The sequence below is a fragment of the Cupriavidus sp. FW305-26 genome, assembly GCF_058787975.1.
The window spans coordinates 68,052-94,599 of record NZ_JBYTAH010000017.1; the positions used below are offsets into that span (position 1 = coordinate 68,052).

Here is a 26,548-nt window from a genome sequence, read left to right on the forward strand (position 1 = left end):
AGACGACTTCAGAGAAAAATCAGCATCAGGGCCGCCAGCGGGAACACTGGCAGCAAGGCGTCGATGCGGTCCAGCACGCCGCCATGGCCGGGCAGCAGCCGGCTGCTGTCCTTCTTGCCGACCTGGCGCTTGAGCAGCGATTCGAACAGGTCGCCGACCACGCTCGCGGCGACCAGCAGCGTGGTCAGCACCGCCACGTAGGCCAGCCCGCCGCGGTCGCCCATCGCGGAGAACCAGGTCGGTGCAAAGGCATGGCTGGCGGCGAGCGCCAGGCCAATCACCAGCGCCAGCAGCCAGCCGCCGATGGCGCCTTCCCAGGACTTGCCCGGGCTGATGCCAGGCGCAAGCTTGCGCCGGCCGATGGCCTTGCCGGTGAAATACGCGCCGATATCGGCCGCCCACACCAGCACGGCCGCGGTCAGCAGCACGCCGATGCCGGCGCCGCGCAGGATCATGGTGGCATGGGCGAAGGCGGGCAGCATCACCAGCCCCAGCACCGCGCCCAGGGCGGTGAACGACGGCGTCGCGGACCGCACGCCGCGCGCCAGCAGCACCACTGCGATGCCCCAGCACACTACCGCGGCTTCGAGCAGCCAGGTGGTGGCGTGGCGCAGCGGCAGGTCATGCCAGGCAATGGCCGCGATCAGGCATGCCAGCGCATAGACATAGGGCCACGGCCCGCGCAGCCCGATCAGGCGGCCGAATTCCCAGCCGCCCAGCAGCACGATCACGGCCACCAGCCCGGCCAGAGCCGCGGGCGGCGCCAGGAACAGGATTGGCAGGATCAGCAGCAACAGGCACAGGGCGGTGATGACGCGGGTGAGGAGCATGCGCTGCAGTCCCGTGAGAGGTTGGAGTAGCCAGGCTCAGGCCGTACCCGATAGTCCCGGGGCAACCAGCTGTGCGCTGGTGCGGCCGAAACGGCGTTCGCGCTGGCGGTACGAGGCGAAGGCCTTGTCCAGTTCCGCTGCGTCGAAATCCGGCCAGAAAACGTCCGTGAAATACAACTCGGAATACGCCAGCTGCCACAGCAGGAAGTTGCTGATGCGCTGTTCGCCGCCGGTGCGGATGAACAGATCCGGCTCCGGCGCATAGGCCATCGCCAGGTGCGGCGCCAGCACCGATTCGTCGATCGAGGCCGGGTCGAGCATGGGCGAGCGCGCCAGCATCTTGCGCATGGCCTGCAGCAGGTCCCAGCGGCCGCCGTAGTTGGCGGCGATGGTCACAGTCAGGCCGGTGTTGCCGGCCGTGCGCGCCTCGGCATCGCGGATCAGCTGCTGGATGCGGGGGCTGAAGCGGGCCAGGTCGCCCACCACCCGCAGCCGGATGTTGTTGGCGTGCATCTTCACCACTTCGCGCCGCAGGGCCATCATGAACAGCCGCATCAGGAACGAGACCTCGTCCGCCGGGCGCCGCCAGTTCTCGGAACTGAAGGCGAACAGCGTCAGGAACTGCACGCCGCGGGCGGCGCTGGCTTCCACCACCGCGCGCACCGCGTCCAGCCCCCGCGTGTGCCCGGCAACGCGCGGCAGGTGCCGCTGGGTCGCCCAGCGGCCGTTGCCGTCCATGATGATGGCAACGTGACGGGGGACGTAGGAGGTATCGGGTACGTCGAGCGTTGAACTGATGTGCTGCATGATGGCAGACGGTCGTTGACTGCCCCGGCCATGCCGGGACGGGGTCAGACCGTCATGATCTCCTTCTCTTTCTCGGCGACCATCTTGTCGATCTCGGCCACGTACTTGTCGGTCAGCTTCTGCACTTCGTCCTGGCCGCGGCGCTCGTCGTCCTCGGAGATGGTCTTGTCCTTGACCAGCTTCTTGAACTGCTCGTTGGCATCGCGGCGCAGGTTGCGCACGGCAACCTTGGCGCCCTCGGCCTCGCCCTTGACGACCTTGGTCAGCTCCTTGCGGCGCTCTTCGGTCAGTGCGGGCATCGGCACGCGGATCACTTCACCCATGGTGGCCGGGTTCAGGCCCAGGTCGCAGTCGCGGATGGCCTTCTCGACCGCGCCCACCATCTTCTTTTCCCAGGGCTGCACCGTGATGGTACGCGCATCGGCCAGGCCGACTGCCGCGACCTGGCTGATGGGAACCATCGAGCCGTAGTAGTCCACCTGAACGTGGTCAAGCAGGCCGGTATGGGCACGGCCAGTGCGGATCTTCGCCAGATCGGCCTTGAAGGCTTCGATCGACTTCTGCATTTTCTGCTCGACGCTCTTCTTTGTGTCGGCGACGCTCATTTTTACCTCCGGAAATCAGCCAACCATGATCCCCCTGGCGGGGATCGAAAATGAATCATTCTACCCTTTGCCCGGCCGGATACCAGCAGCCCGGCGTCTGGCGCCCTGCCTCAGACGTGCACCAGCGTACCTTCGTCCTCGCCCAGGATGATGCGCTTGAGCGCGCCCGGCTTGACGATCGAGAACACCCTGATCGGCAGCTTCTGGTCGCGGCACAGGGCGAAGGCGGTGGCGTCCATCACTTGCAGATTGCGCGAGATGGCCTCGTCGAAGCTGATGGTGGTGTAGCGCGTCGCGCTCGGGTCCTTCTTGGGGTCGGCGGTGTACACGCCGTCCACCTTGGTCGCCTTGAGCACGACCTCGGCACCGATTTCCGAGCCTCGCAGCGCGGCGGCGGTGTCGGTGGTGAAGAACGGGTTGCCGGTGCCGGCGGCGAAGATCACCACCTTGCCCTCTTCCAGCTGGCGGATCGCGCGCGGGCGGATATAGGGCTCGACCACCTGGTCCATGCGCAGCGCGGACTGCACGCGGCCCTCGATATTGGCGTGGCGCATCGCGTCCTGCAGCGCCAGTGCGTTCATCATGGTGGCCAGCATGCCCATGTAGTCCGCGGTGGCGCGGTCCATGCCGGCGGCGCCGCCGGCGACGCCGCGGAAGATGTTGCCGCCGCCGATGACCACCGCGACCTGCACACCGAGCTTCACGATCTCGGCAATGTCGTTCACCATCGCCTCGATGGTGGAGCGGTTGATGCCGAAGGCATCGTCGCCCATCAGGGCTTCACCGGACAGTTTCAGAAGGACGCGCTTGTAGGCTGGCATGTTCACCCTCGGACAGGAGCAAATCGCTCGGTTGAGACGATCTTGAGACGTATGTTTTGGCACCGGCGGCACGGATCCTCGTGCCGCCGGCGGAAGAAAGCCGGTTTTCGGGGTGCCCCGGACTGCCGGACCACCACGGAAACTGGCTGCTGCGGTGCAACGCGGCCTGCGCAGCGCCGCACTACTTATGCAGAGGGGCACCTTACGGCGCCCCTGCGGCATTATAGGCGCCCGGACCAGCCCGAACGGGCAGTCCGCGGCGCTCCGGACATCAGCCCTTCTGGGCAGCGGCCACCTGGGCGGCCACTTCAGCGGCGAAGTCGTCCTGCTTCTTCTCGATGCCTTCGCCCACCACGAACAGGGTGAAGCCCTTCACGGTCGTGTTGGCGGCCTTCAGCATCTGCTCAACCGTCTGCTTGTCGTTCTTCACGAACGGCTGGTTGAACAGCGAGACTTCCTTCAGGTACTTCTGCACCGAACCCTCGACCATCTTGGCGACGATCTCGGCGGGCTTGCCCGACTCGGCAGCCTTTTGCTCGGCAATGCTGCGCTCCTTGGCGATCAGGTCGGCGGGGACCTGCTCGGCCGACAGCGACACCGGCTTCATGGCGGCCACGTGCATGGCCACGTCCTTGGCGGCGGCTTCGTCGCCATCGAACTCGACCATCACGCCGATGCGGGTGCCGTGCAGGTACGAAACCAGCTTGCCGCCGTTGGCGTAGCGGGCAAAGCGGCGGATCGTCAGGTTCTCGCCGATCTTGCCGATCAGGGCCGTGCGGGTGGCTTCAACGCTCACGCCGTCGATTTCCAGCGCCGACAGGGCGGCCACGTCGGCCGGGTTCTGCTTGGCGATCAGTTCGGCGACCTTGGCCGAGAACGCCAGGAAGTCGTCATTCTTGGAGACGAAATCGGTCTCGCAGTTCAGTTCGACCAGCACGCCGGTGGTGCCGTCGATGAACGATGCGACCACGCCTTCGGCGGTCACGCGCGAGGCGGCCTTGCTGGCCTTGTTGCCCAGCTTGACGCGCAGCAGCTCTTCGGCCTTGTCCAGGTCACCGTCGGCCTCGGTCAGGGCCTTCTTGCACTCCATCATCGGCGCGTCGGTCTTCGCGCGCAGTTCTGCAACCATGCTTGCGGTAATTGCCGCCATTTGTCACTCCTTGAATGGTTCACGCCGGCTGCCGGCAGTCGCCTGCGGCACCCGGTCGGTGGGTCTACAGCACACCCGCGGCAGATACTGCCTGCGGCGGATGACAACAATTCAAATTCAAAAAAAGGGGGCGCCAGATGTGCCCCCTTTTAATTGCCCTTCTTGCCCGGCTGCCGGCGTACCCCGGCTTTCGCCTTGCGCGCAGCCCGTGATGACGGGCGGCAAGCGTTGCTTGTCTGTCGTGCGGTGACGATGCGCGCTAGCGGGTTCCTTTCCGGCAATCAGGCGGCGGGCAATCAGCCTTCCTGCACTTCGACGAATTCGTCGTCGCCGCCGCGAGCGGCTTCAACCACTTCCTGCACCGCGTTGGCACGGCCTTCCAGGATCGCGTCGGCCACGCCGCGCACGTACAGGGCCACGGCCTTGCTCGAGTCGTCGTTGCCCGGGATCACGTAGTCGATGCCTTCCGGCGAGTGGTTGGTATCAACCACGCCGATCACCGGCACGCCCAGCTTGTTGGCTTCGGTCACGGCAATCTTGTGGTAGCCGACGTCGACCACGAAGATCGCGTCCGGAACGCCGCCCATGTCCTTGATGCCGCCGATCGACTTTTCCAGCTTGAGCATCTCGCGCTCGAACATCAGCGCTTCCTTCTTGCTCATGGTTTCCAGCGCGCCGGCTTCCTTGGCGGCTTCCATGTCCTTCAGGCGCTTGATCGAGGTCTTGACCGTCTTGAAGTTGGTCAGCATGCCGCCGAGCCAGCGGGCGTCGACGTAGGGCATGCCGGCACGGCCAGCTTCTTCAGCCAGGATTTCGCGCGACTGGCGCTTGGTGCCCACGAAAAGGATGGTGCCGCGATTGGCTGCCAGCTGACGCACGTACTTCATTGCGTCCTGGAACATCGGCAACGTCTTTTCGAGGTTGATGATGTGGATCTTGTTGCGATGACCGAAGATGAAGGGGGCCATCTTCGGGTTCCAGAAGCGGGTCTGGTGGCCGAAGTGGCAACCGGCTTCCAGCATTTCGCGCATGGTAACGGACATGTAAAACTCCAGAGGGTTAGGTCTGAAGCCCGCCCCGACATTCCTGAAAAGGAACACCCCGGATAGGCGGGCCAGCGATTTCAAACGACAGCAGGAACAATCCTGCAAAATACCGGCCTGGCGCACGCAATGCTGCGCCGCAACCAAGTCAGCCCGCTATTGTAGCAACAAAAGTGCGGCCCACTCAAGCCGCCCGGCTTCCTGGCGCCCTGCGGACTCAGCCCAGCACCGGCGCGCACAGGCTGCGATCTGGCCCCGATGGTGCGATAATCCTACATTGACCTTTCGATTTCGGCGCGGCCAGTGGCCTCGCCATCACTTTTTTGGCGACGCAGCATGAGCATTCACCTGAACACCGCCGAAGACATCGCCCAGATGCGCGTGGCTTGCCGCCTTGGGTCCGAGGTCCTCGACTACATCACGCCCTTCGTTCAGCCAGGTATCACCACCGGCGAGATCGACCGCCTGTGCCACGCCTACATGCGTGAAGTGCAAGGCACTGTGTCGGCGTGCCTGAACTATGCCCCCCCCGGCTATCCGCCCTTCCCCGGCGCGATCTGCACCTCGGTCAACGACGTGATCTGCCATGGCATTCCGGGCGACCGCGTGCTGAAGAACGGTGACGCGATCAACCTGGACATCACGGTCATCACCAAGGAAGGCTACTACGGCGACAACAGCCGCATGTTCATCGTCGGCGAGGGCTCGATCCTGGCCAAGCGCCTGTCGCAGGTGACCTATGAATGCATGTGGAAGGGTATCGCGCAGGTTCGCCACGGCGCCCGTCTGGGCGACATCGGCCACGCCATCCAGATACACGCCGAAGCCGCCGGCTACAGCGTGGTGCGCGAGTACTGCGGCCACGGCATCGGCAAGAACTTCCACGAAGACCCGCAGATCCTGCACTACGGCCGCCCGGGCACCGGCGCCGAGATCAAGGCCGGCATGATCTTCACCATTGAGCCGATGATCAACGCCGGCAAGCGCGATATCCGCACCATGCCCGACCAGTGGACGGTCAAGACCCGCGACCGCAGCCTGTCGGCGCAGTGGGAGCACACCGTGCTGGTCACGGAGACCGGCTACGAGGTCCTCACGGTATCGGCCGGGAGCCCGGCGCCGCCGGCCTTTATCACCGATTCCGTCGCGGCCTGAGGTCGCACTGAAGCCAGGGGCGCCTGACCGGGCGCCTTTCTTTTTCCAGCCGTGCCCACCAATTCGCTCGCCGAGCCCGCCACCACCATGGACACCACGCCGGAACTGCTGCTTGCCGCGCGCGTGCGCGACCAGCTCAAAGCCGACAAGCAGGCACTGTTTGCCGACTTCAACATCAGCGCCAATGTCGGCACGCTGATCACGCGGCTGCGCCGCGCCGTCGACGCCGGGCTGGTGGAAGCCTGGCGCGGCCTGGGGATGCCCGCGGGCGCGGCGCTGGTGGCGGTGGGCGGCTATGGCCGCGGCGAGCTGCTGCCTTACTCCGACGTCGACGTGCTGCTGTTGCTGCCCGCCGAGCCAGACCAGGACACCACCGGGCGCCTGGAGCGCTTTATCGGCCTGTGCTGGGACCTCGGGCTGGAGATCGGCTCTTCGGTGCGCACCGTGGACGATTGCATCCGCGAGTCGCGCCAGGACGTCACCATCCAGACCTCGCTGCTGGAAGCGCGGCTGCTGACCGGCAGCCGCAAGCTGTTCGAGTCGATGCGTACGCGCTACCTCGCCGACCTGGACCCGGCCGCGTTCTTCCAGGCCAAGCTGCTGGAAATGCGCCAGCGCCACGCCAAGTACCAGGACACGCCCTACTCGCTCGAGCCCAACTGCAAGGAAAGCCCCGGCGGCCTGCGCGATCTGCAGGTGATCCTGTGGATGACCAAGGCGGCGGGCCTGGGCGACAGCTGGAAAGAACTTTTCGAGCGCGGCCTGCTGACGCAGCGCGAAGCGCAGGAGCTCGCGCGCAACGAGCGCCTGCTCAAGACCATCCGCGCGCGCCTGCACCTGGTGGCCGGCCGGCGCCAGGACGTGCTGGTATTCGACCTGCAGACCGCGCTGGCGGAGTCCTTCGGCTATCGCCAGACCACCAGCAAGCGCGCCAGCGAACAACTGATGCGCCGCTACTACTGGGCGGCCAAGGCAGTCACGCAGCTCAACAGCGTGCTGCTGCTGAACATCGAGGCGATGCTGTTCCCGAGCGAGTCTCAGGTGACGCGCGTGCTCAACGAGCGCTTTGTCGAGCGCCAGGGCATGCTGGAAATCACCAGCGACGACATCTATGAACGCGACCCGCACGCGATCCTGGAAACCTTCCTGCTGTACCAGCGCACGCCCGGCGTGAAAGGCCTGTCGCCGCGCACGCTGCGCGGGCTGTACAACGCGCGCACCGTGATGAATGCGGGCTGGCGCAACGATCCGGAAAACCGCCGCCTGTTCCTGGCCATCATGCAGGAGCCGCAGGGCATCACCCACGCGCTGCGCCTGATGAACCAGACCAGCGTGCTGGGCCGCTACCTGATCAACTTCCGGCGCATCGTCGGCCAGATGCAGCACGACCTGTTCCACGTCTACACCGTGGACCAGCACATCCTGATGGTGGTGCGCAACATGCGCCGCTTCGCCATCGTCGAGCACACCCACGAGTTCCCGTTCTGCAGCCAGCTGATGGCCAGCTTCGACAAGCCGTGGGTGCTGTGGGTGGCAGCGCTGTTCCACGACATCGCCAAGGGCCGCGGCGGCGACCACTCGAAGCTTGGCACCGTGGATGCGCGCCGCTTCTGCAAGCAGCACGGCATTGCGCGCGAAGACGCCGACCTGGTCTGCTGGCTGGTCGAGCACCACCTGACCATGAGCCACGTGGCGCAGAAGCAGGACCTGACCGATCCCGATGTGATCCACGCCTTTGCCCGCGTGGTCGGCAGCGAACGCTACCTGACCGCGCTCTACCTGCTGACCGTGGCCGACATCCGCGGCACCAGCCCCAAGGTATGGAACGCGTGGAAGGGCAAGCTGCTGGAAGACCTGTACCACATCACGCTGCGCGTGCTCGGCGGCGCGCGCGTGGATTCGCATTCGCTGTGGTCGCAGCGCAAGGAAGACACCATCTCCGAGCTGCGCCTGAAGGCCTTCGACCCGGCGCTGGGCAAGTCCCTGTGGGCGCAGCTCGACGTGGCTTTCTTCCTGCGCCACGATTCGCACGATATCGCCTGGCTCACGCGCCACCTGTACAACAAGGTGGACAGCCCCACGCCGGTGGTCAAGGCACGCGTCTCCCCCGCCGGCGAAGGCCTGCAGGTGGCGGTCTACGTCAAGGACCAGCCCGACCTGTTCGCGCGCATCTGCGGCTACTTCGAGCGCAAGGCATTCTCGATCCAGGACGCCAAGATCCACACCACGCGCCACGGCTACGCGCTGGACACGTTCCAGGTCACCGACCCCGGCATGGCCGGCGACGGCGGCAGCTACCGCGACATCATCGCGCTGGTCGAGCACGAACTGTGCGAGCGGCTGCGCCTGCAAGGCGCACTGCCCGAACCCACGCAGGGGCGGCTGTCGCGCCAGTCGCGCAGCTTCCCGATCAAGCCGCGCGTGGACCTGCGCCCCGACGAGCGCGGCCAGTATTACCTGCTGTCGCTGTCCGCCAACGACCGCACCGGCCTGCTGTACGCCATCGCCCGCGTACTGGCACGGCATCGCGTATCCGTCCACACGGCACGCATCAACACCCTGGGCGAACGCGTCGAAGACGTGTTCCTGGTCGAGGGGGCCCGCCGCCGGGCGGCCGACAACCGATTGCAGATTCAGCTTGAACAGGACTTGCTCGCCGCCCTCGCCATCTGAGGCGGGCGGGCAGCATCAACATATGACCGACAGCAATTCGCCGAAGCGCAAGACGCTAGGTATCAAGGCCGCCAGCGACACCGGCACGGCCGCGCGCAAGACCGGTACCCGCCCCGTGCGCGTGTCCGACCTGAACCGCAAGCGCGTGCAAGCCGTCTCCGAAGGCATCAAGCGCGCCCAGGAGCGCGCCGGCGGCAAGACCGGCGGCCGTCCGGCCCAGGGCGAAGCGCAGGCCCGCGCGCCGCGTCCCGCTGACGGCGAACGCCAGGCACGCCCGCGCCGCCCGGAAGGCGGCGAGGCGCGTCCGCGCCGCTTCGGCGATGACCGGGGCGAGGCACGTCCGCGCCGCTTCGAAGGCGGCGAGGCGCGCCCGCCGCGCCGCTTCGGCGACGACGACAACCGCCCGCGCCGCACTGGCGATGACCGGGGCGAGGCACGTCCGCGCCGTTTCGAGGGCGGCGATTCGCGTCCGCCGCGCCGCTTTGGCGACGACGACAACCGCCCGCGCCGCACTGGCGACGATCGCGGCGAGGCACGTCCGCGCCGTTTCGAGGGCGGCGATTCGCGTCCGCCGCGCCGCTTTGGCGACGACGACAACCGCCCGCGCCGCACTGGCGACGATCGCGGCGAGGCTCGTCCGCGCCATTTCGAAGGCGGCGAAGCGCGCCCGCCGCGCCGCTTCGAGGGCGGTGATTCGCGTCCGCCGCGCCGTGCTGGCGAGGACAACAACCGCCCCCGCCGTTTCGAAGGCGCCGAATCGCGTCCGCGCCGCGTTGGCGATGACGAGAACCGCCCTCGCCGCTTCGAAGGCGCCGACTCGCGCCCGCGCCGCTATGGCGACGACGAGAACCGTCCCCGCCGCTTCGAAGGCGCCGACTCGCGTCCGCGCCGTTATGGCGATGACGAGCAGCGCCCGCGCCCCGCGCCGTCGGGCGAGCGCCGCCGTGAAGGCACCGCGCCGGCACGCCGCTTCAGCGACACCGCCGACCGCATCCGCACCGCAGGCCCGGCACGCCAGCAGGCACCGGCCGCGCGCCAGGAAAAGCCCGCCCGCGCCGAGTCCAGCCACGACGATGGCCTGGTGCGCCTGTCCAAGCGCATGTCCGAACTGGGCCTGTGCTCGCGCCGCGAAGCCGACGAATGGATCCCGCACGGCTGGGTGCTGGTCAACGGCAAGCCCGTGACCGAACTGGGCAGCCGCATCCGCCCCGACGCCGTGATCGAGATCATGCAGGAAGCGCGCTCCGAACAAGGCGAGCGTGTCACGGTGCTGCTGAACAAGCCGGTGGGCTACGTCTCCGGCCAGGCCGAAGACGGCTACGAGCCGGCCGCGGTGCTGTTCACCCCCGAGAACCAGTGGGAAGGCGATCCCACGCGCAAGCGCTTTGCCCCGTGGCAACGCAAGAGCCTGGCACCCGCCGGCCGCCTTGATATCGACTCAACCGGCCTGCTGGTGCTGACGCAGGACGGCCGCGTCGCGCGCGCGCTGATCGGCGAGGATTCGACCGTCGAGAAGGAATACCTGGTGCGCGTGATCTGGCACTCGCCGCAGGGCGTGGTCGAGCGCAATATCAGCGCGGAATTCCCGGCCGATGATCTCGAGCTGCTGCGCCACGGGCTGTCGCTGGATGGCGTTCCCCTCAAGCCGGCCAAGGTGAGCTGGCAGAACGAGGAGCAGCTGCGCTTCGTGCTGCGCGAAGGCCGCAAGCGCCAGATCCGTCGGATGTGCGAGCAGGTCGGGCTGCAGGTGGTCGGCCTCAAGCGCGTGCGCATGGGACGCGTGGTGCTGGGGGACCTGCCGCCGGGCAAGTGGCGGTTCCTGGGGCAGTTTGAGAAGTTCTGATTCCGGAATTCGCCGACACAAAAAAACCGGTCCTGGGGACCGGTTTTTTTGCGCCTTGCGCGGGTTCGATACCGCGCCGCACAGCTCTTCAATCGTCGTTATTCGGCGGCAGATCCGGAAACAACACCTCCGTAAACCCAAACTGCCTGAAGTCCTTGATCCGCATCGGATAGAGGATCCCCTGCAGGTGGTCGCACTCATGCTGCACCACACGCGCATGGAAGCCCTCGGCCACGCGCTCGATGCGGTTGCCCATCAGGTCATGGCCGCTGTACTTCAGCCGCAGGTGGCGCGGCACCACGCCGCGCAGGCCGGGGACGGACAGGCAGCCCTCCCAGCCGTCCTCCATCTCGTCGGACTCCATTTCCAGCACCGGATTGATCAGCACTGTCTTGGGCACGGTCGGCGCGTCCGGGTAGCGCGGGTTGCGGTCGAAGCCGAAGATCACCACCTGCAGGTCCACGCCGATCTGCGGCGCGGCCAGGCCCGCGCCGTTGGCGTGGTCCATGGTGTCGAACATGTCTTCGATCAGCGTGCGCAGCTCCGGCGTATTGAAGCGCTCCACCGGCCGCGCCACCTGCAGCAGGCGCGGATCGCCCATCTTGAGAATCTCGCGGATCATGGTTGTTTCCCCGGTTATTCCTGTGCCGGCGCGGCGCCGGCCTCTGCCAGCAGCGCCAGCATGCCGGCCTCGTCCAGCACCGGCACGCCCAGCGCCTCGGCCTTGTCGAGCTTGCTGCCTGCCTCGGCGCCCGCGACCACGTAGTCGGTCTTCTTCGATACCGAACCCGCCACCTTGGCGCCGGCGGCTTCCAGCAGTTCCTTGGCGTCCTCGCGCGACATGGTGGGCAGCGTGCCGGTCAGCACGAAGGTCTTGCCCGACAGTGGCGCCGGGGCCTTGGCCACCGGCTCGCTTTCCGTCCAGTGTACGCCTGCGGCGCGCAGTTGTTCGATGACCTCGACGTTGTGCGGCTCGGCAAAGAAGTGCGCGATCGACTGCGCCACCACCGGGCCGACGTCGTTCACCTCCAGCAGCGCGGCTTCGTCGGCTGCCATCAGCGCATCGAGCTTGCCGAAATGCCTGGCCAGGTCCTTGGCGGTGGCTTCGCCCACATGGCGGATGCCCAGCGCGAAGATAAAGCGGTTCATGGTGGTCTCGCGCGACGCGTCGATCGCCGCCACCAGGTTGGCCGCCGACTTGTCGGCCATGCGCTCCAGCGCGGCCAGCTTGGCCACGCCCAGCTTGAACAGATCCGCCGGCGTGCGCACGATGCCCTGGTCGACCAGTTGCTCGACCAGCTTGTCGCCCAGGCCTTCGATATCCATGGCGCGCCGCTGCGCGAAGTGCAGCAGCGCCTGCTTGCGCTGCGCGGCGCAGATCAGGCCGCCGGTGCAGCGGGCGATGGCTTCGTCTTCCAGCTTTTCGATATGCGAGCCGCAGACCGGGCAGGCAGTCGGCATCACGAACGCGCGCGCATCGTCGGGGCGGCGTTCGGTCACCACGGCGACCACCTCCGGGATCACGTCGCCGGCGCGGCGCACGATCACGGTGTCGCCGATATGCACGTCCTTGCGGCGGATCTCGTCCTCGTTGTGCAGCGTGGCGTTGGTCACCGTGACGCCGCCGACAAACACCGGCTTGAGCCGCGCCACCGGCGTGATCGCGCCGGTGCGGCCGACCTGCACTTCGATGTCCTCGACGATGGTGGTCATTTCCTGCGCCGGGAACTTGTGCGCCAGCGCAAAACGCGGCGCGCGCGAGACAAAGCCCAGGCGCTCCTGTTCGGCCAGTGCGTTGACCTTGTAGACCACGCCGTCGATGTCATACGGCAGCGCGTCGCGGCGCTGGCCGATATCGCGGTAGAAATCCAGCAGGCCCTGCGCGCCCTTCACCACCGCCCGGTCCTTGCACACCGGCAGACCCAGCGCGGCAAAGCCGTCGAGCATGGCGCTGTGGGTGGGCGGACGGTCCACGCCCTGCAGCTCGCCCAGGCCGTAGGCGAAGAACGACAGCGGCCGCTTGGCGGTGATGCGCGGATCGAGCTGGCGCAGGCTGCCCGCGGCGGCGTTGCGCGGGTTGACGAAGGTCTTCTCGCCGGCCTCGGCCTGGCGTTCGTTGAGCTTGTCGAAGTCGCCGCGGTACATGAAGACTTCGCCCCGCACTTCAAGCACGGCGGGAGCCTGGCCGCGCAGCTTCAGCGGGATCGCCTTGATGGTGCGCACGTTGACCGTGACATCTTCGCCGGTCTCGCCGTCGCCGCGGGTGGCGGCCTGCACCAGCCTGCCGTCCTCATAGCGCAGCGACATGGCCAGGCCGTCGAACTTCAGCTCGCAGGCGTACTCGACCGCATCGGCCGCGCTGAACAGGTCCTGCTCGCCGGCTGCGGGCGCGGTGCGGCCCAGGCCCTGCGCGCAGCGGCGGTCGAAGTTCAGCACGTCGTCGTCGGCGAAGCCGTTGTTGAGCGACAGCATCGGCACGCGGTGGCGCACCGAATCGAAGGCCGACAGCGGCTCGCCGCCCACGCGCTGGGTGGGCGAGTCCGGCGTCTGCAGTTCGGGATGCTCCAGCTCCAGCGCCTGCAGCTCGCTGAACAGCGCGTCGTACTCGGCGTCGGGAATGGTAGGCGCGTCCAGCACGTAGTACTGGTAGTTGTGGCGATCCAGCTCGTCGCGCAGCCAGGCCACGCGCTTGGCGGCGGCTTCGGGCGGCAAGGGGCCGGCGGGCGCGGAGGCATCTGCCTGCGCGCCGCGGTGTGTTGCGGTCATGGCAGGCTCCGGCTAGATACTGAACAGGCGCTGCGCCACCAACGAACCGGCCGGCATGCCGCGCGCTTCCAGCTTGTTGTACAGCGTTTCAAGCTGGCTGAAGATCGCGACGAACGAGGCCTCGGTCAGCGGCCGCATATTGTCGTCGACCAGCTGCGCGCCCATGCGCTGGGCCAGCGTGTGACCGTATTCGCACACGGTCTTGAACGGCTTGGCGGCCTGGTCGGCCACCGGCACGTCGAGCAGCAGCGTGATCTGGCGGCCGGCCTTGACGGTCAGGTCGTCGCGCAGGAAGTTGGTGTCGCCGAACTGCAGCGTGAACAGCGGACGCTGCACGCCCTCGGCATTGGCCTGGTAGCGGATAAAACGCGTGCCGTCGCGCGACAGCACCAGCCCGTCCTGCGTGGCAACGTTCTGCACGTACGCCGCCGACCACGGCGCGCCATCCGAGATCACGTTGACGCCCAGCTGCACGTCGCAGCCGGCGGCAAAGCCGTCGAGCTCGCGCGCATTGGCGACGGTCTCGCTCATGTCCGGCAGGTCGGCCGAAGCGTCGAGCGACTCGGCCAGCGACTCCACCGCGGTGATGAACTCCGAAAATTCCAGCGCGTTGAGCGGGCCGCCGCGGTTGGCCAGCTGCACGCCGACCTGCAGGTCTTCGTACTGGTGGCCGGCGGTGACCGGCTCCCATGCATTGGCTTCGGTGCGCAGGCCCTCGATATGGACCTGCTTGGTGCCGGCGCGGCGCAGCCGGCCGGTCAGCGGCAGGATGCGGTCACCGGAGGCCTTGCGCTCAAGGTGCAGGGGCACGATGCAGTCGATCAGCGGATCGATCAAGGCAGGCGTGGGCTGGCCATCGGGCACGGCGGCCACCGGAGCTGGGGCGGGTGCAGGTGCGGGAACCGGGGCCGGAGTGGCCTCGGCTTTGGCTTCAGCCTCGTCCTCGGCGGCCTCGGCATGCGTCGCGGCGGTCGCGACGGACACTTCCTCGGCGACGACTTCGTCGGCGTCCGCGGTGCTTGCGGCGGCCGCAGCGGCGGCAGCCGCATGGTTGCTGTCCGTCGCCACCGCGGCACCGGCCGTGGCCTGCGCCGGAGATAGCGTCGGCTCACGCCGCGGTGCCTGTTCGGCAGCGGCTTCGTGCAGGCGCGCGGCGGTTTCCGGCGCGGTACCCTGCCCGACCACCGGCTCGCGCATCGGCGGCAGGTCGTCTTCGGGGCTGAGCTCGCGCGGGCGGCGCGCCTTGCGGATCTGCCACTGGTTGTAGCCGAACACCAGTACCACGAAAACCAGGCCCGCGACGATCAGCGCGGTCTGCAGGTCCATGTTCAGTTTCATGCTGCCTCCGCCATCGAAACCGCCGCGTCCATATCCACGGCCACGATACGCGAAACGCCCTGCTCCTGCATGGTCACGCCAATGAGTTGATGAGCCATTTCCATGGCAATCTTGTTATGTGAGATGAAAACGAATTGAGTCTTGTCCGACATGCGCGCCACCATATTGGCGTAGCGTTCGGTGTTGGCGTCGTCCAGCGGCGCGTCCACCTCGTCCAGCAGGCAGAACGGTGCCGGGTTGAGCTGGAACATGGCAAACACCAGCGCAATCGCGGTCAGCGCCTTCTCGCCGCCCGACAGCAGGTGGATGGTCGAGTTCTTCTTGCCCGGGGGCTGCGCCATCACCTGCACGCCGGCGTCGAGGATTTCCTCGCCGGTCATGATCAGGCGCGCCTGGCCGCCGCCGAACAGCGACGGGAACAGCTCGCCGAAATGATGGTTGACCTGGTCGAAGGTGCCCTGCAGCAGCGCGCGGGTTTCCTGGTCGATTTTGGCGATCGCGTCTTCCAGCGTATTGATGGCGTCGTTCAGGTCGGCCGACTGCGCATCGAGGAAGGTCTTGCGTTCGCGCGCCGCCGCCAGTTCATCGAGCGCGGCCATGTTGACCGGGCCCAGCGCGTTGATGGCGTTGTTGATGCGCGTGACTTCGCCCTGCAGGTATGACGGCTTCAGATCGCCGGTCAGCTTGTCGGCCAGCGCGGCCTCGTCCACTTCGGCCGCGGTCAGCTGCTCGCTGAACTGCTCCTGGTTCAGGCGCGCGGCCTGTTCCTTGAGCTGCAGCTCGGTGATGCGGTCGCGCAGCGGCTGCAGGCTGCGCTCGGCGGCCAGGCGCTGCTCGTCGTGCTGGCGCAATTGCGCCGACAGCGCATCGAGTTCGGTGCGCGCGATGGTGAGCTTTTCTTCCTTCTCGGCGCGGCGCTCCAGCGCTTCCTGCAGGCCGGTATGCGCGGTCTGCTCGTTGATGGTCTCCAGCTCGGCGCGGGCGTTTTCCAGCGATTCGGCGATGCGTTCGGCCTGGTCGGCGGCCACCTGGATATTGCGGCGCAGCTCGTCGATGCGGCTGGCCAGGTTGCGCTCGGCAAAGAGGGCTTCCTGTGCGGCGCGCTCGAAATCACGCAGCTGGTGGCGCGCGCCCGAGAGCTTGCTGTCCAGCGCCTCGAAGGCCATTTGCTGGTCTTCGTGAGTGGCCTGCATCTCTGCCAGCGCGGCGTCATGCTGCTCGAAGCTGGCTTCGGATTCGGCCCGGATGGCGCGTTGTTCCTCGATCTGCGCGTGGATTTCGTCCAGCTCCTCGCGGATCTGGCCGCTGCGGGCGGAGTAGCGCTCCATCGCCTGCGACAGCTTGAGCACGTCCATCTGCAACGCGTGCACGCGGCGGGTAGCCTGCTCGGCGCGCGCGCGGGCATCGCCGAGCCCCTGGCTGGCCTGGGTGTAGGCCGCTTCGGCACGCACCGCCTGGGTCTTGGCTTCGTCGGACAGCAGCAGCTGCGCGCGCGCCTGCTTCTGCAGATTTTCGATCTCCTGCTCGCGCGCCAGCATGCCGGCCTGCTCGGAATCGGCGGCGTAGATCTGGATGGCGTTGCGGCCCACCAGGTGGCCCTCGGCCACGACGAACGACGCGCCGTCAGGCAGCGTGTTGCGTGCGGCCAGCGCCTGCGCCATGTCGGTGGCGACATAGATATCGGCCAGCCAGTCCTGCATCACGGCGCGGATGCCCGGCTCAGTGATCTGGACCAGCGACATCAGCGGGCGCAGGCCGGCAGGCGTTTCCAGCGGACGGGCGGCGGCCGGCGGCGAGTAAAACGCCAGCTTGGCCGGCGGCGCGTCGGACAGGAAGGCCTTGACCCAGTCCAGGTTCGACACTTCCAGCGCGGCCAGCTTCTCGCGCAGCACGGATTCGAGCGCGTTTTCCCAGCCCGGCTCGATATGGACCTTCTTCCACAGGCGGGGCAGCTCGGCCAGCTCATGCCTGGCCAGCCACGGCTGCACCTTGCCGTCGGTCTGCACGTTCTCCTGCAGCTGGCGCAGCGCCGACAGGCGCGCCTCCAGCGTGGCGATTGCGGAGGCTTCGCTGTGCACGCGCGCCTGCGCGGCGCGGCGCGCTTCGTCCAGGCGCGGCACGCTCTCTTCGGCGTCGGCCAGCACGGCCTGGGCTTCCTCGACCAGCGCTTCCTGCTCGGCCAGCTCGGCGCGGGCCTGCTCCAGGCGGGTCTCGTCGGGACGGTCCAGGCCCTTTTCTTCCGCCGACAGGCGTTCGCGGCGCTGTTCCAGCTGCTGCAGCATCTGGTCGGCGCTGCGCTGCTGCGCGGCTTCGAGCTTCAGGGCCTGCTCGGCCTGCATGATGCCGGCGCGCTGCTCGTTGAGCAGTTGCTGGGCGTCGCGCCATTGCCCTTCCAGCGTCGGCAGTTCGTCGTTCTTGTGGGCGACGGCTTCCTGCGCCTCGACCGTGCGGCCTTCGGCCACGGCCAGGTTTTCTTCGGCCTGCGCCAGCTCGTCGGTGGCCTGTTCGGCCTTGCCCTGCCACTGCTCGCGCTGCCCGGTCAGCGCGGCGATCTGGGCCTGCACGCGATTGCGCGATTCCACCACGTAGCGGATCTCGGCTTCGAGCTTGCTAACTTCGGCGTTGGCCTCATACAGCGCGCCCTGCGCGGCGTGCATGCCATCGGACGCCGCGTAATGCGCGGCGCGCATGGTTTCGAGCTCGGCTTCGACATGGCGCAGCTGCGCGGTCTGCGCTTCCAGGTCGATCTGGGCCTGCTCGATGGCGCGCTGGTGGCGTTCCTGCTCTTGCTGGGCCTCGCGCTTGCGCAGCAGCCACAGCAGGTGCTGCTTTTCTTCGCCGTCGGCATGCAGCGTCTTGAAGCGTTGCGCCACCTCGGCCTGGCCTTCCAGTTTTTCGAGGTTGCTGCCGAGTTCGCGCAGGATGTCCTCCACGCGGGTCAGGTTCTCGCGCGTGTCGGACAGGCGGTTTTCGGTTTCGCGGCGGCGTTCCTTGTACTTGGACACGCCCGCGGCTTCTTCCAGGAAGATGCGCATGTCATCGGGCTTGGCCTCGATGATGCGCGAGATCATGCCCTGCCCGATGATGGCGTAGGCGCGCGGGCCCAGGCCCGTGCCCAGGAAGATGTCCTGGATGTCGCGCCGGCGCACCGGCTGGTTGTTGATGTAGTAGGACGAAGTGCCGTCGCGGGTCAGCACGCGCTTGACCGCGACTTCGGCGTACTGGCTCCACTGGCCGGCGGCGCGGCCCTCGGCATTGTCGAACACCAGTTCGACACTCGCCCGGCCGGCCTGCTTGCGCGCGGTGGAGCCGTTGAAGATGACGTCCTGCATGGATTCGCCACGCAGCTCTGACGCACGTGACTCACCCAGCACCCAGCGCACCGCATCGATGATGTTCGATTTGCCGCAGCCGTTGGGACCTACGATGCCGACCAGTTGGCCGGGCACTTGAAAATTGGTGGGATCGACAAATGACTTGAAGCCCGCCAGCTTGATCGAGGATAGTCGCACGGTTTCTCGTGTGGTATCGGCCACTCCGGTATCGGAACCGGGTCGGCCTGGTATCGGGGCTATTGCACTGTTCAGAAAGCCGGGCTGCGCGGGAGCCGGCGCGGCGTGACGCCAGCACCTCAAAATACCCCTCGGGCCCGAGAATTGGGGCTAATCATACCATCGCAGATGCCTTCGCCGGCCCGTTTGGCAGTCGCCCCGGCGTCATATCCCATGGCCGATTTCCCTTGCTATTCCGCCCCTTACAAGCGTTTCCGCAAGCACTTTGGCAGGCGCCGTGGGCGCTGTCAGCCAGCGTTGCCGGCCAATCGCCGGGAAACTAATTAGGGTAAATGCTAGTCTCTGATCTGTCGGCGTGACTCCGGATGCGCTCCGAGCCAAACGCCCATGAACGCCCCTCGCAGCCTTTGGCCAACCAGGAGGACAGAGCATGAGTGAACCGTCAACGGCCGCCCGGCCGTGGTCTGTCAGCGACATCAACTACCAGGCGATCGACGTGGAACGCGTACGCGGCGACCGCGATCTCTTCTACCTGTTGGTGTCGGCCTCGTTCATCGAGAGCGGATCCGACACCTATGCAGGCAACCTTGCCACCTATTACGCCCGTGTGCCCGACGCGGCCGACTGGCTTGCCGAGCACTGGGAAGCCGAGGAACTGCAGCACGGGCTGGCGCTGCGGCGCTATGTCGAGCATGTCTGGCCGGAATTCAACTGGGAGCGCGGCTATGCACGCTTCTTCGACGAGTACAGCAAGACCTGCTCGATCGACCAGTTCGAGCCGACCGAGGGCCTGGAAATGGCGGCCCGCTGCGTGGTGGAAACCGGCACCGCCGCCTACTACCGCGCGCTGGAACAGGCCAGCGACGAACCGGTGCTGCGCGACCTGACGCGGCGCATCTCCAACGACGAGGTGCGGCACTACAAGCACTTCTACCAGTACTTCAACCGCTTTGCGGCATCCGAGCGGCTGGGCCGGCTGCGCGTGCTGGGTGCGCTGGCGCGCCGGCTGCTGGAGATCAAGAACGAGGACGCCGCGATCGCGCTGCGCAATGTGCTGCGCATGGAGCGCGGTGTGGAAGCGGTGTCAGAAGCCGAGGTGCGCGCGCTCAATGCGCGCGTGTCCGGGGTGATCCGGCGCAACATCCCCATCGAAATGACCGTGAAGATGCTGCTGCGGCCGCTGCACTTGCACCGCGGCGTCGAGCGCGCGGTACGGACGCCACTGGTGGCAATGGTGTCGCGGGTCATGCTGCACTGAAGCACCCGCCGGCTCAGTCAGTGACATGCCGCTGCCTCGGCGCCCGCTGCGGCCGGCGCCGGCGCGCGGCTCCGGTGCACCAGTCCCGACAAAGCGCCGGCGGCGATGATGCACAGGCCGCCGGCCGCTTCCTTCCAGCTCAGCACCTCGGTCGCCAACCACCACGAGGACAGCGCTGCGATCACGATTTCGAACAGCATCAGCAGCGACACGCGGTTGGCCGGCAGCCGCTGCAGCCCGTATTGCACCACCGAGTTGCTGACCACCAGCACCGCCGCCAGGCCCAGCACCAGCATGCCCACGCTGACCTGCGCGCCCGCGACGATGGCCACCGACGGGCCATCGAGCAGCAGCGCGGCCGGCACGCCCACCACCGTGCAGCCCAGATAGACCACCACCGTGCGCACGCGTGCGTCCATGTCCGGGAAGCGCTGGCCGGCGCGGCGCGACAGCACATTGTTGACGGCAAAGCCCATGCCGCCGATCAGGCCCGACCATTCGGCGGCGGAGCCCGGCAGCGGCACGCCGACCTCGGGCGTCCACAGCATCAGCCCGGCGCCGAACAGGGCCAGCGCCACCAGCGACAGCCCCGCCGCCGACAGCCGCTCGCCCAGGAACAGCCGGGCAAACAGCGCGGTCCAGACCGGGGTCAGGTAGAACAGCAGCAGCACGCGCATCACATGGCCGTTGACGCTGCCCCAGACGAAGCCGGCGTTGGTCACGCCCGCCGCCAGCCCGATCGCGACAAACAGCAAGTGCGGGCGCAGGCCGGCCAGGTGCCGGCGGAAGACCAGCAGCGACAGCACCGCCGCGACCGAGCTCACCAGCGCCGCGGCGTGCATGCCGCCCAGACCCCAGCCCGCCAGCACGCGGTACGGGAACCAGGCGATGCCCCAGACCGAGGCGCCGATCAGGATGGAAAGCGATGCCTTGACCGCATGGCGGTCGGCCGGCGCATGCTGCGCCGCAACAGTATTTGTGCTCATAAAGGGGATCAAAGCGAGGCGAGCCGGGCCGCCGACCGGTGACAGGCAGGCAGGGTCCGGACGGCGCCGGCGGCATCACCAGGGCGTGATGCCCGCCATCCGTGCTCGTGGCCGGCCGCGCGGGCCGGGCCGGCGCACGGAAACCCGCGCCGTTCCTCTATAATGCGTCGTTTTAACCGGCCCCGACTGACACTGTGAATCCGCGCCTCGACCTGCTCCAGCCCTACCCGTTCGAGAAACTGCGGGTGCTCTTTGCGCAGGTAAAGCCTGCCGACAAGCCGGCCATCAGCTTTGGCATCGGTGAGCCCAAGCATCCGACGCCTGAATTCATCAAGCAAGCGCTGGCAGAGTCGCTCGCGGGGCTGGCGAATTATCCCACAACGGCAGGTTCCGATGCACTACGGCAGTGCATCGCCAGCTGGCTGGAACGCCGCTACGGCCTGCCCAAGGTCAACGCCACCACCGAAGTGCTGCCGGTGACCGGCTCGCGCGAGGCGCTGTTCGCCTTTGCCCAGACCGTGGTCGACGGCACCCGCGCGGGCGCGCTGGTGCTGTGCCCCAACCCGTTCTACCAGATCTACGAAGGCGCGGCGCTGCTGGCCGGCGCCACCCCGGTGTTCGCCAACAGCGACCCGGCGCGCAACTTCGCCCCGGCCTTCGACCGCATCGCCGACGAGGTCTGGCAGAAGGTGCAACTGCTATTTGTGTGCACGCCCGGCAACCCGACCGGCGCGGTGCTGTCGCTGGAAGACTGGAAGCAGCTGTTTGCGCTGTCGGACCGCTACGGCTTTGTGATCGCCTCGGACGAGTGCTACTCGGAGATCTATTTCGACGAGGGCCGCGCCCCGCTGGGTGCGCTGGAAGCCGCGCACAAGCTGGGCCGCGGCCTTGACCGGCTGGTGATGTTCTCGAGCCTGTCCAAGCGCTCCAACGTGCCGGGCCTGCGCTCGGGCTTCGTCGCCGGCGACGCCGCGCTGCTGAAGAAATTCCTGCTATACCGTACCTACCACGGCGGCGCCATGAACCCGGCGGTGCAGAGCGCCAGCATCGCCGCCTGGAACGATGAATCGCATGTGCGCGAGAACCGCGCCGCCTACGTGCGCAAGTTCAGCGAAGTCACGCCGATGCTGGCTGAGGTGCTGGACGTGGCGCTGCCCGATGCAGGCTTCTACCTGTGGGCCGATGTCTCGCGCACCGGCCTCACCGATACCGAATTCGCCGCGCGCCTGCTGGCCGAGCAGAACGTGACCGTGCTGCCCGGCAGCTACCTGGCGCGCGAAGCCGACGGCATTAACCCGGGGGCAAACCGCGTGCGCATGGCGCTGGTGGCGACGCCGGAGGAATGCCTGGAAGGTGCGCGCCGGATCGTGGAATTCTGCAAATCGCTGGCCTGAGGCTTTGGCCTTGACCACTGGTTTGCTCCCCTCTCCCGCTTGCGGGAGAGGGGCCGGGGGAGAGGGCAGGCGGTTCTACCAGCGTGGTGCCTTGCTAGACCACCCCTCTCCCCGACCCTCTCCCGCTGAGGGGAGAGGGAGAACACAATTGGCCGAACATCAACATTCAACACCTGAGAAAACGAACATGACGCAAGCTCTGCAAGCCCTGATCGACCAGGCCTGGGAAGACCGCACCAGCCTGTCGCCCAAGTCCGCCCCCAACGACATCCGCGAGGCCGTCGCCAACGTCATCAGCCAGCTGGATTCCGGCGCGCTGCGCGTGGCCGAGAAGCAAGGCAAGGACTGGATCGTCAACCAGTGGATCAAGAAGGCCGTGCTGCTGTCGTTCCGCCTGGAAGACAACGCGCCGATGAGCGCCGGCGGCTTTGCCCAGTTCTACGACAAGGTGCCGACCAAGTTCGCCAACTGGAGCGCAGACGACTTCGCCAAGGCCGGCTTCCGCGTGGTGCCGCCGGCCGTGGCCCGCCGCGGCTCGTTCATCGCCAAGAACGCGGTGCTGATGCCGTCGTACGTCAATATCGGCGCCTACGTCGACGAAGGCACCATGGTCGACACCTGGGCCACGGTCGGTTCGTGCGCACAGATCGGCAAGAACGTCCACCTGTCGGGCGGCGTGGGCATCGGCGGCGTGCTGGAGCCGCTGCAGGCCAACCCGGTGATCATCGAAGACAACTGCTTTATCGGCGCGCGCTCGGAAGTGGTTGAAGGCGTGATCGTGGAAGAGAACTCGGTGATCTCGATGGGCGTGTACCTGGGCCAGTCGACCAAGATCTACGATCGCGAAACCGGCGAGATCCACTATGGCCGCGTGCCGGCCGGCTCGGTGGTGGTGGCGGGCAACCTGCCGTCCAAGGATGGCAAGTACAGCCTGTACTGCGCCGTGATCGTGAAGAAGGTCGACGCGCAGACCCGCGCCAAGACCAGCCTGAACGACCTGCTGCGCGGCGACTGAGCACGCCTGGCGCAGCCCGCAACGGCTGCGCCGCCCCGTCCCGGGGCCCGGCCCCGGGGCAGTATTTCCGTTGTCACCCCGCCTGGCCAGGCTGAACATGCCTTCCCTCCGCAAGCGACTCATGGCCCTGGATCCCACCACCGTCAGTACCGTGCTCTCCCTGCTGCCCACCATTCTCGAGCAGGCCAACAAGACCATCGAGAAACTGAAGAAGAACAAGCGCAAGGACGGCACGCCGGAAGGCGCGGTGGCCGACACGCGCGATCCCGCCGCCCGCATCGCCGAGCTGGAAGCCGCTGCCGTGCAGCAGGCCGAGGCCGTCAAGCTGCTGGCCGAGCAACATGCCATCACCATCGACGCGCTGCGCAAGGAAGCCGCCCGGCTGGACCGCCGCCTACGCCTGATGACCGCGGTGGCCATGGGCGGCGTGGCGCTGGGCCTGGGCGGCCTGGTGATCGCGCTGAACCTGCTGTTCCGCTGAATCCAATCCATCAAGACTAGCCATGACCGTCCTGCTCTACGGCATACCCAACTGCGATACCGTCAAGAAAGCCCGCACCTGGCTGGATGCCAACGGCGTGGCCTACACCTTCCACGACTTCAAGAAGCAGGGCGTGGATGAAGCCATGCTGCGCGGCTGGCTGAAGCATGTGCCGCTGGCCACGCTGCTCAACCGCAAGGGCACCACCTGGCGCACGCTGTCGGACGCCGACAAGGCCCGCGCCGAGCAGGAAGCCGGCGCGATCGCCTTGATGCAGCAAAGCCCGTCGCTGATCAAGCGCCCGGTGCTGGCCCACGATGGCAAGGTGATGGTCGGCTTCTCCGCCGACCAGTACGCCGGCCAGTTCTGATTTCCATTTCCGTAGTCCGATGACCGCCACCCTCGCCCTCACCGAAGACCTGATCCGCCGCCGCTCCGTCACGCCCGCCGACGAAGGCTGCCAGGCCATCCTGGAAACCCGCCTGAAGGCGCTCGGCTTCGACTGCGAAGCGCTCGTCAGCGGCCCCGACGATTTCCGCGTGACCAACCTGTGGGCGGTCAGGCGCGGCACGCAGGGCAAGGACGGCAAGCTGCTGGTCTTTGCCGGCCATACCGACGTGGTGCCGACCGGCCCGCTGGAGCAGTGGCATTCGGACCCGTTCGCGCCGACGCACCGCGACGGCAAGCTGTACGGCCGCGGCGCCGCCGACATGAAGACCTCCATCGCCGGCTTCGTGGTGGCGGTGGAAGAGTTCGTCAAGGCGCATCCTGCGCATGCCGGCTCGATCGCCTTCCTGATCACCAGCGACGAGGAAGGCCCGGCGCACGACGGCACCATCAAGGTGGTCGAGGCCCTGTCCGCACGCGGCGAGCGCCTGGACTACTGCGTGATCGGCGAGCCGACCTCGGTCGACACGCTCGGCGACATGGTCAAGAACGGCCGCCGCGGCTCGCTCTCGGGCAAGCTCACGGTCAAGGGCATTCAGTGCCATATCGCCTACCCGCACCTGGGCCGCAACCCGATCCATGAAGCCGCGCCGGCGCTGGCCGAGCTGGCCGCCGAGGTCTGGGACCAGGGCAACGAGTACTTCCCGCCGACCAGCTGGCAGATGTCGAACATCCACGGCGGCACCGGCGCCACCAACGTGATCCCGGGCCACGTCACCATCGACTTCAACTTCCGCTTCTCGACCGCCAGCACGCCCGAAGGCCTGAAGGCGCGCGTGCATGCGATCCTGGACCGCCACCAGCTCGAATACGCGCTGGACTGGACCCTGGGCGGCGAGCCCTTCCTGACCCCGCGCGGCGAGCTGTCCGACGCGCTGTCGTCGGCGATCGAGGCCGAGACCGGCGTCAAGACCGAGCTGTCGACCACCGGCGGCACTTCTGACGGGCGTTTCATCGCCAAAATCTGCCCGCAGGTGATCGAGTTCGGCCCGCCCAACGCCAGCATCCACAAGATCGACGAGCACGTTGAAGTGCGCTTCATCGAGCCGCTGAAGAACGTCTACCGCGGCGTGCTGGAACGTCTCGTCGCCTGATTTTTTTCGCCGAAAGACACCCATACATGGCAACGCCCTCTCCCCTGCGCACCGTGCGCGACCTGCTGCGTCTCGCAGTCTCGCGCTTTACCGCCGCGCGCCTGTCCTTTGGCCACGGCAGCGCCAATGCCTATGACGAAGCCGCCTACCTGGTGCTGCATACGCTGAACCTGCCGCTCGACACGCTCGATCCCTTCCTGGACGCGCGCCTGCTGCCCGAGGAAGTCGATGCCGTGCTCAAGGTCATCGACCGCCGCGTCAATGAGCGCGTGCCGGCCGCCTACATCACGCACGAGGCCTTTATGCACGGCCTGCGCTTCTACGTCGATTCACGCGTGATCGTGCCGCGCAGCTTTATCGGCGAACTGCTGCAGGACGGGCTGGAGCCCTGGGTCGGCGAGACCGACAGCATCGGCCCGGTGCTGGAGCTGTGCACCGGTTCCGGCTGCCTGCCGATCGTGGCCGCGCACGTGTGGCCGAACGCGAAGATCGACGCCGTCGACATCTCGCCCGACGCGCTCGCCGTGGCGCGCCGCAACGTGGCCGACTACAAGATGGACGACCGCATCCGGCTGTATGAAGGCGACCTGTACGCGCCGCTGCCGCACGGCGCCACCTACGACGTGATCCTGACCAACCCGCCCTACGTCAACGAAGGCTCGATGCAGGCGCTGCCGCCGGAATACCTGGCCGAGCCGCGCATCGCCCTGGCTGGCGGCGACGACGGCATGGACGTGGTGCGCCGGATCATCGCCGGCGCCAAGGCGCACCTGAATCCGGGCGGCGTGCTGGTGGTAGAGATCGGCAACGAGCACGCCAACGTGGAAGCCGCGTTCCCTGAACTGGAAATCGTCTGGCTGCCGGTCAGTGCGGGGGATGAGCAGGTATTCCTGCTGACCTACGACGCCCTGCCGGGCTGAGTGGACAGGCAGGCCGGCTCGCCTGCCATGCAATCTGGGCGAACACCGGCCACGCGCCGACCATGCTGACCGCGCACGCTCTACACTCACTGCTAGGCACCACGTTCGGTCTTGTCACCGACCCGTCCGAGCGGGGCAGCGGCAGGACCTACTTCCTGCCGCCCATCACCTGGCAGCCACCGCGGTCGACCCGCATCCTGCACGTACGCACCGATGCCGCCGGCCACGTCGCGCAGGTGCGCCTGTGCATTTCCTCCGATAACAACAACAGCGTGTTCGCTCCGCAGCCGGTGCAGTGGCAAACCCTGCGCCCGCTGGTAGCGGCCGAGATCGCGCAGTACCGAGACTACGCGGCCTGAGCAGGCCGCTGTTGAAGCCGTGACCCCCAGCAACACCCGCCTCCCCGCATC

The 26,548-nt window shown here is 67.3% G+C and carries 22 protein-coding genes; 11 read left to right on the forward strand and 11 right to left on the reverse strand.

Annotated elements, in window-relative coordinates:
- Positions 1 to 8: 8 nt before the first annotated feature.
- The 6 genes from AC3WQZ_RS12490 to rpsB all read right to left on the reverse strand — a co-directional run bounded on the left by AC3WQZ_RS12490 (position 9) and on the right by rpsB (position 5,256).
- Positions 9 to 830, reverse strand: coding sequence for a phosphatidate cytidylyltransferase (locus AC3WQZ_RS12490; protein WP_492300638.1), 822 nt, complete (start codon positions 828 to 830; stop codon positions 9 to 11).
- Between the two features lie 36 nt (positions 831 to 866).
- A complete protein-coding gene (gene uppS / locus AC3WQZ_RS12495; protein ID WP_011615471.1) occupies positions 867 to 1,637 on the reverse strand; it encodes a polyprenyl diphosphate synthase in 771 nt (256 codons plus the stop codon).
- A gap of 44 nt (positions 1,638 to 1,681) precedes the next feature.
- The gene (frr, locus tag AC3WQZ_RS12500; RefSeq protein WP_010809598.1) at positions 1,682 to 2,242 is read right to left on the reverse strand and encodes a ribosome recycling factor; all 561 of its coding nucleotides are present in this window, start codon (positions 2,240 to 2,242) and stop codon (positions 1,682 to 1,684) included.
- 110 nt (positions 2,243 to 2,352) lie between these two features.
- Positions 2,353 to 3,063 (reverse strand): UMP kinase, encoded by a 711-nt coding sequence (gene pyrH / locus AC3WQZ_RS12505; RefSeq protein ID WP_010809599.1) that lies wholly within the window; start codon positions 3,061 to 3,063, stop codon positions 2,353 to 2,355.
- Positions 3,064 to 3,334: 271 nt separating this feature from the next.
- Positions 3,335 to 4,213 (reverse strand): translation elongation factor Ts, encoded by an 879-nt coding sequence (gene tsf, locus AC3WQZ_RS12510; RefSeq protein ID WP_010809600.1) that lies wholly within the window; start codon positions 4,211 to 4,213, stop codon positions 3,335 to 3,337.
- 296 nt (positions 4,214 to 4,509) lie between these two features.
- Positions 4,510 to 5,256, reverse strand: coding sequence for a 30S ribosomal protein S2 (gene rpsB / locus AC3WQZ_RS12515; protein ID WP_010809601.1), 747 nt, complete (start codon positions 5,254 to 5,256; stop codon positions 4,510 to 4,512).
- Positions 5,257 to 5,592: 336 nt separating this feature from the next.
- Between rpsB and map the strand changes: the two genes are divergently transcribed.
- From map to AC3WQZ_RS12530, 3 genes are all read left to right on the forward strand, one after another.
- Entirely contained in the window at positions 5,593 to 6,411 is an 819-nt protein-coding gene (gene map, locus AC3WQZ_RS12520; protein ID WP_010809602.1) for a type I methionyl aminopeptidase, read from the forward strand.
- 87 nt (positions 6,412 to 6,498) lie between these two features.
- Positions 6,499 to 9,084 carry a [protein-PII] uridylyltransferase gene (locus AC3WQZ_RS12525; protein ID WP_492300647.1) on the forward strand — a complete coding sequence of 862 codons (2,586 nt, stop codon included), beginning with the start codon at positions 6,499 to 6,501 and terminating at the stop codon, positions 9,082 to 9,084.
- A gap of 22 nt (positions 9,085 to 9,106) precedes the next feature.
- Positions 9,107 to 10,927 carry a pseudouridine synthase gene (locus AC3WQZ_RS12530; RefSeq protein ID WP_492300640.1) on the forward strand — a complete coding sequence of 607 codons (1,821 nt, stop codon included), beginning with the start codon at positions 9,107 to 9,109 and terminating at the stop codon, positions 10,925 to 10,927.
- An 88-nt stretch (positions 10,928 to 11,015) separates the two neighbouring features.
- Here AC3WQZ_RS12530 and def read toward each other — a convergent pair whose 3' ends face one another.
- From def to smc, 4 genes are read right to left on the reverse strand one after another with little or no spacing between them, the layout of a single operon-like run.
- Positions 11,016 to 11,549, reverse strand: a complete 534-nt coding sequence (gene def / locus AC3WQZ_RS12535) for a peptide deformylase (RefSeq protein WP_010814172.1) — start codon at positions 11,547 to 11,549, stop codon at positions 11,016 to 11,018.
- Between the two features lie 14 nt (positions 11,550 to 11,563).
- Positions 11,564 to 13,693 (reverse strand): NAD-dependent DNA ligase LigA, encoded by a 2,130-nt coding sequence (gene ligA, locus AC3WQZ_RS12540; RefSeq protein WP_010814173.1) that lies wholly within the window; start codon positions 13,691 to 13,693, stop codon positions 11,564 to 11,566.
- A 12-nt stretch (positions 13,694 to 13,705) separates the two neighbouring features.
- Positions 13,706 to 15,031, reverse strand: a complete 1,326-nt coding sequence (locus AC3WQZ_RS12545) for a cell division protein ZipA C-terminal FtsZ-binding domain-containing protein (protein ID WP_037024882.1) — start codon at positions 15,029 to 15,031, stop codon at positions 13,706 to 13,708.
- Complete coding sequence (smc, locus tag AC3WQZ_RS12550) at positions 15,028 to 18,543, reverse strand: chromosome segregation protein SMC (RefSeq protein WP_010814175.1); 3,516 nt, start codon at positions 18,541 to 18,543, stop codon at positions 15,028 to 15,030. Before smc ends, AC3WQZ_RS12545 begins: the two co-directional genes overlap by 4 nt.
- Positions 18,544 to 18,973: 430 nt before the next feature.
- Between smc and AC3WQZ_RS12555 the strand changes: the two genes are divergently transcribed.
- Entirely contained in the window at positions 18,974 to 19,801 is an 828-nt protein-coding gene (locus AC3WQZ_RS12555; RefSeq protein WP_010814176.1) for a ferritin-like domain-containing protein, read from the forward strand.
- Positions 19,802 to 19,818: 17 nt separating this feature from the next.
- Here AC3WQZ_RS12555 and AC3WQZ_RS12560 read toward each other — a convergent pair whose 3' ends face one another.
- Entirely contained in the window at positions 19,819 to 20,787 is a 969-nt protein-coding gene (locus AC3WQZ_RS12560; protein WP_010814177.1) for a DMT family transporter, read from the reverse strand.
- Between the two features lie 194 nt (positions 20,788 to 20,981).
- Here AC3WQZ_RS12560 and dapC point away from each other — a divergent pair, with 194 nt between their 5' ends.
- From dapC to AC3WQZ_RS12595, 7 genes are all read left to right on the forward strand, one after another.
- The gene (gene dapC, locus AC3WQZ_RS12565) at positions 20,982 to 22,181 is read left to right on the forward strand and encodes a succinyldiaminopimelate transaminase (protein WP_010814178.1); all 1,200 of its coding nucleotides are present in this window, start codon (positions 20,982 to 20,984) and stop codon (positions 22,179 to 22,181) included.
- 187 nt (positions 22,182 to 22,368) lie between these two features.
- Positions 22,369 to 23,196 (forward strand): 2,3,4,5-tetrahydropyridine-2,6-dicarboxylate N-succinyltransferase, encoded by an 828-nt coding sequence (dapD, locus tag AC3WQZ_RS12570; protein WP_010814179.1) that lies wholly within the window; start codon positions 22,369 to 22,371, stop codon positions 23,194 to 23,196.
- A 97-nt stretch (positions 23,197 to 23,293) separates the two neighbouring features.
- On the forward strand, positions 23,294 to 23,677 hold the full coding sequence (locus tag AC3WQZ_RS12575) for a hypothetical protein (RefSeq protein ID WP_011615476.1): 384 nt from the start codon (positions 23,294 to 23,296) through the stop codon (positions 23,675 to 23,677).
- Positions 23,678 to 23,699: 22 nt separating this feature from the next.
- Positions 23,700 to 24,047 carry an ArsC family reductase gene (locus AC3WQZ_RS12580; protein ID WP_010814181.1) on the forward strand — a complete coding sequence of 116 codons (348 nt, stop codon included), beginning with the start codon at positions 23,700 to 23,702 and terminating at the stop codon, positions 24,045 to 24,047.
- A 19-nt stretch (positions 24,048 to 24,066) separates the two neighbouring features.
- Positions 24,067 to 25,218 carry a succinyl-diaminopimelate desuccinylase gene (gene dapE, locus AC3WQZ_RS12585; protein ID WP_011615477.1) on the forward strand — a complete coding sequence of 384 codons (1,152 nt, stop codon included), beginning with the start codon at positions 24,067 to 24,069 and terminating at the stop codon, positions 25,216 to 25,218.
- A gap of 26 nt (positions 25,219 to 25,244) precedes the next feature.
- Positions 25,245 to 26,138, forward strand: coding sequence for a 50S ribosomal protein L3 N(5)-glutamine methyltransferase (prmB, locus tag AC3WQZ_RS12590; RefSeq protein WP_035815487.1), 894 nt, complete (start codon positions 25,245 to 25,247; stop codon positions 26,136 to 26,138).
- A gap of 62 nt (positions 26,139 to 26,200) precedes the next feature.
- Positions 26,201 to 26,497, forward strand: a complete 297-nt coding sequence (locus AC3WQZ_RS12595; RefSeq protein ID WP_492300641.1) for a hypothetical protein — start codon at positions 26,201 to 26,203, stop codon at positions 26,495 to 26,497.
- Positions 26,498 to 26,548 lie beyond the last annotated feature (51 nt).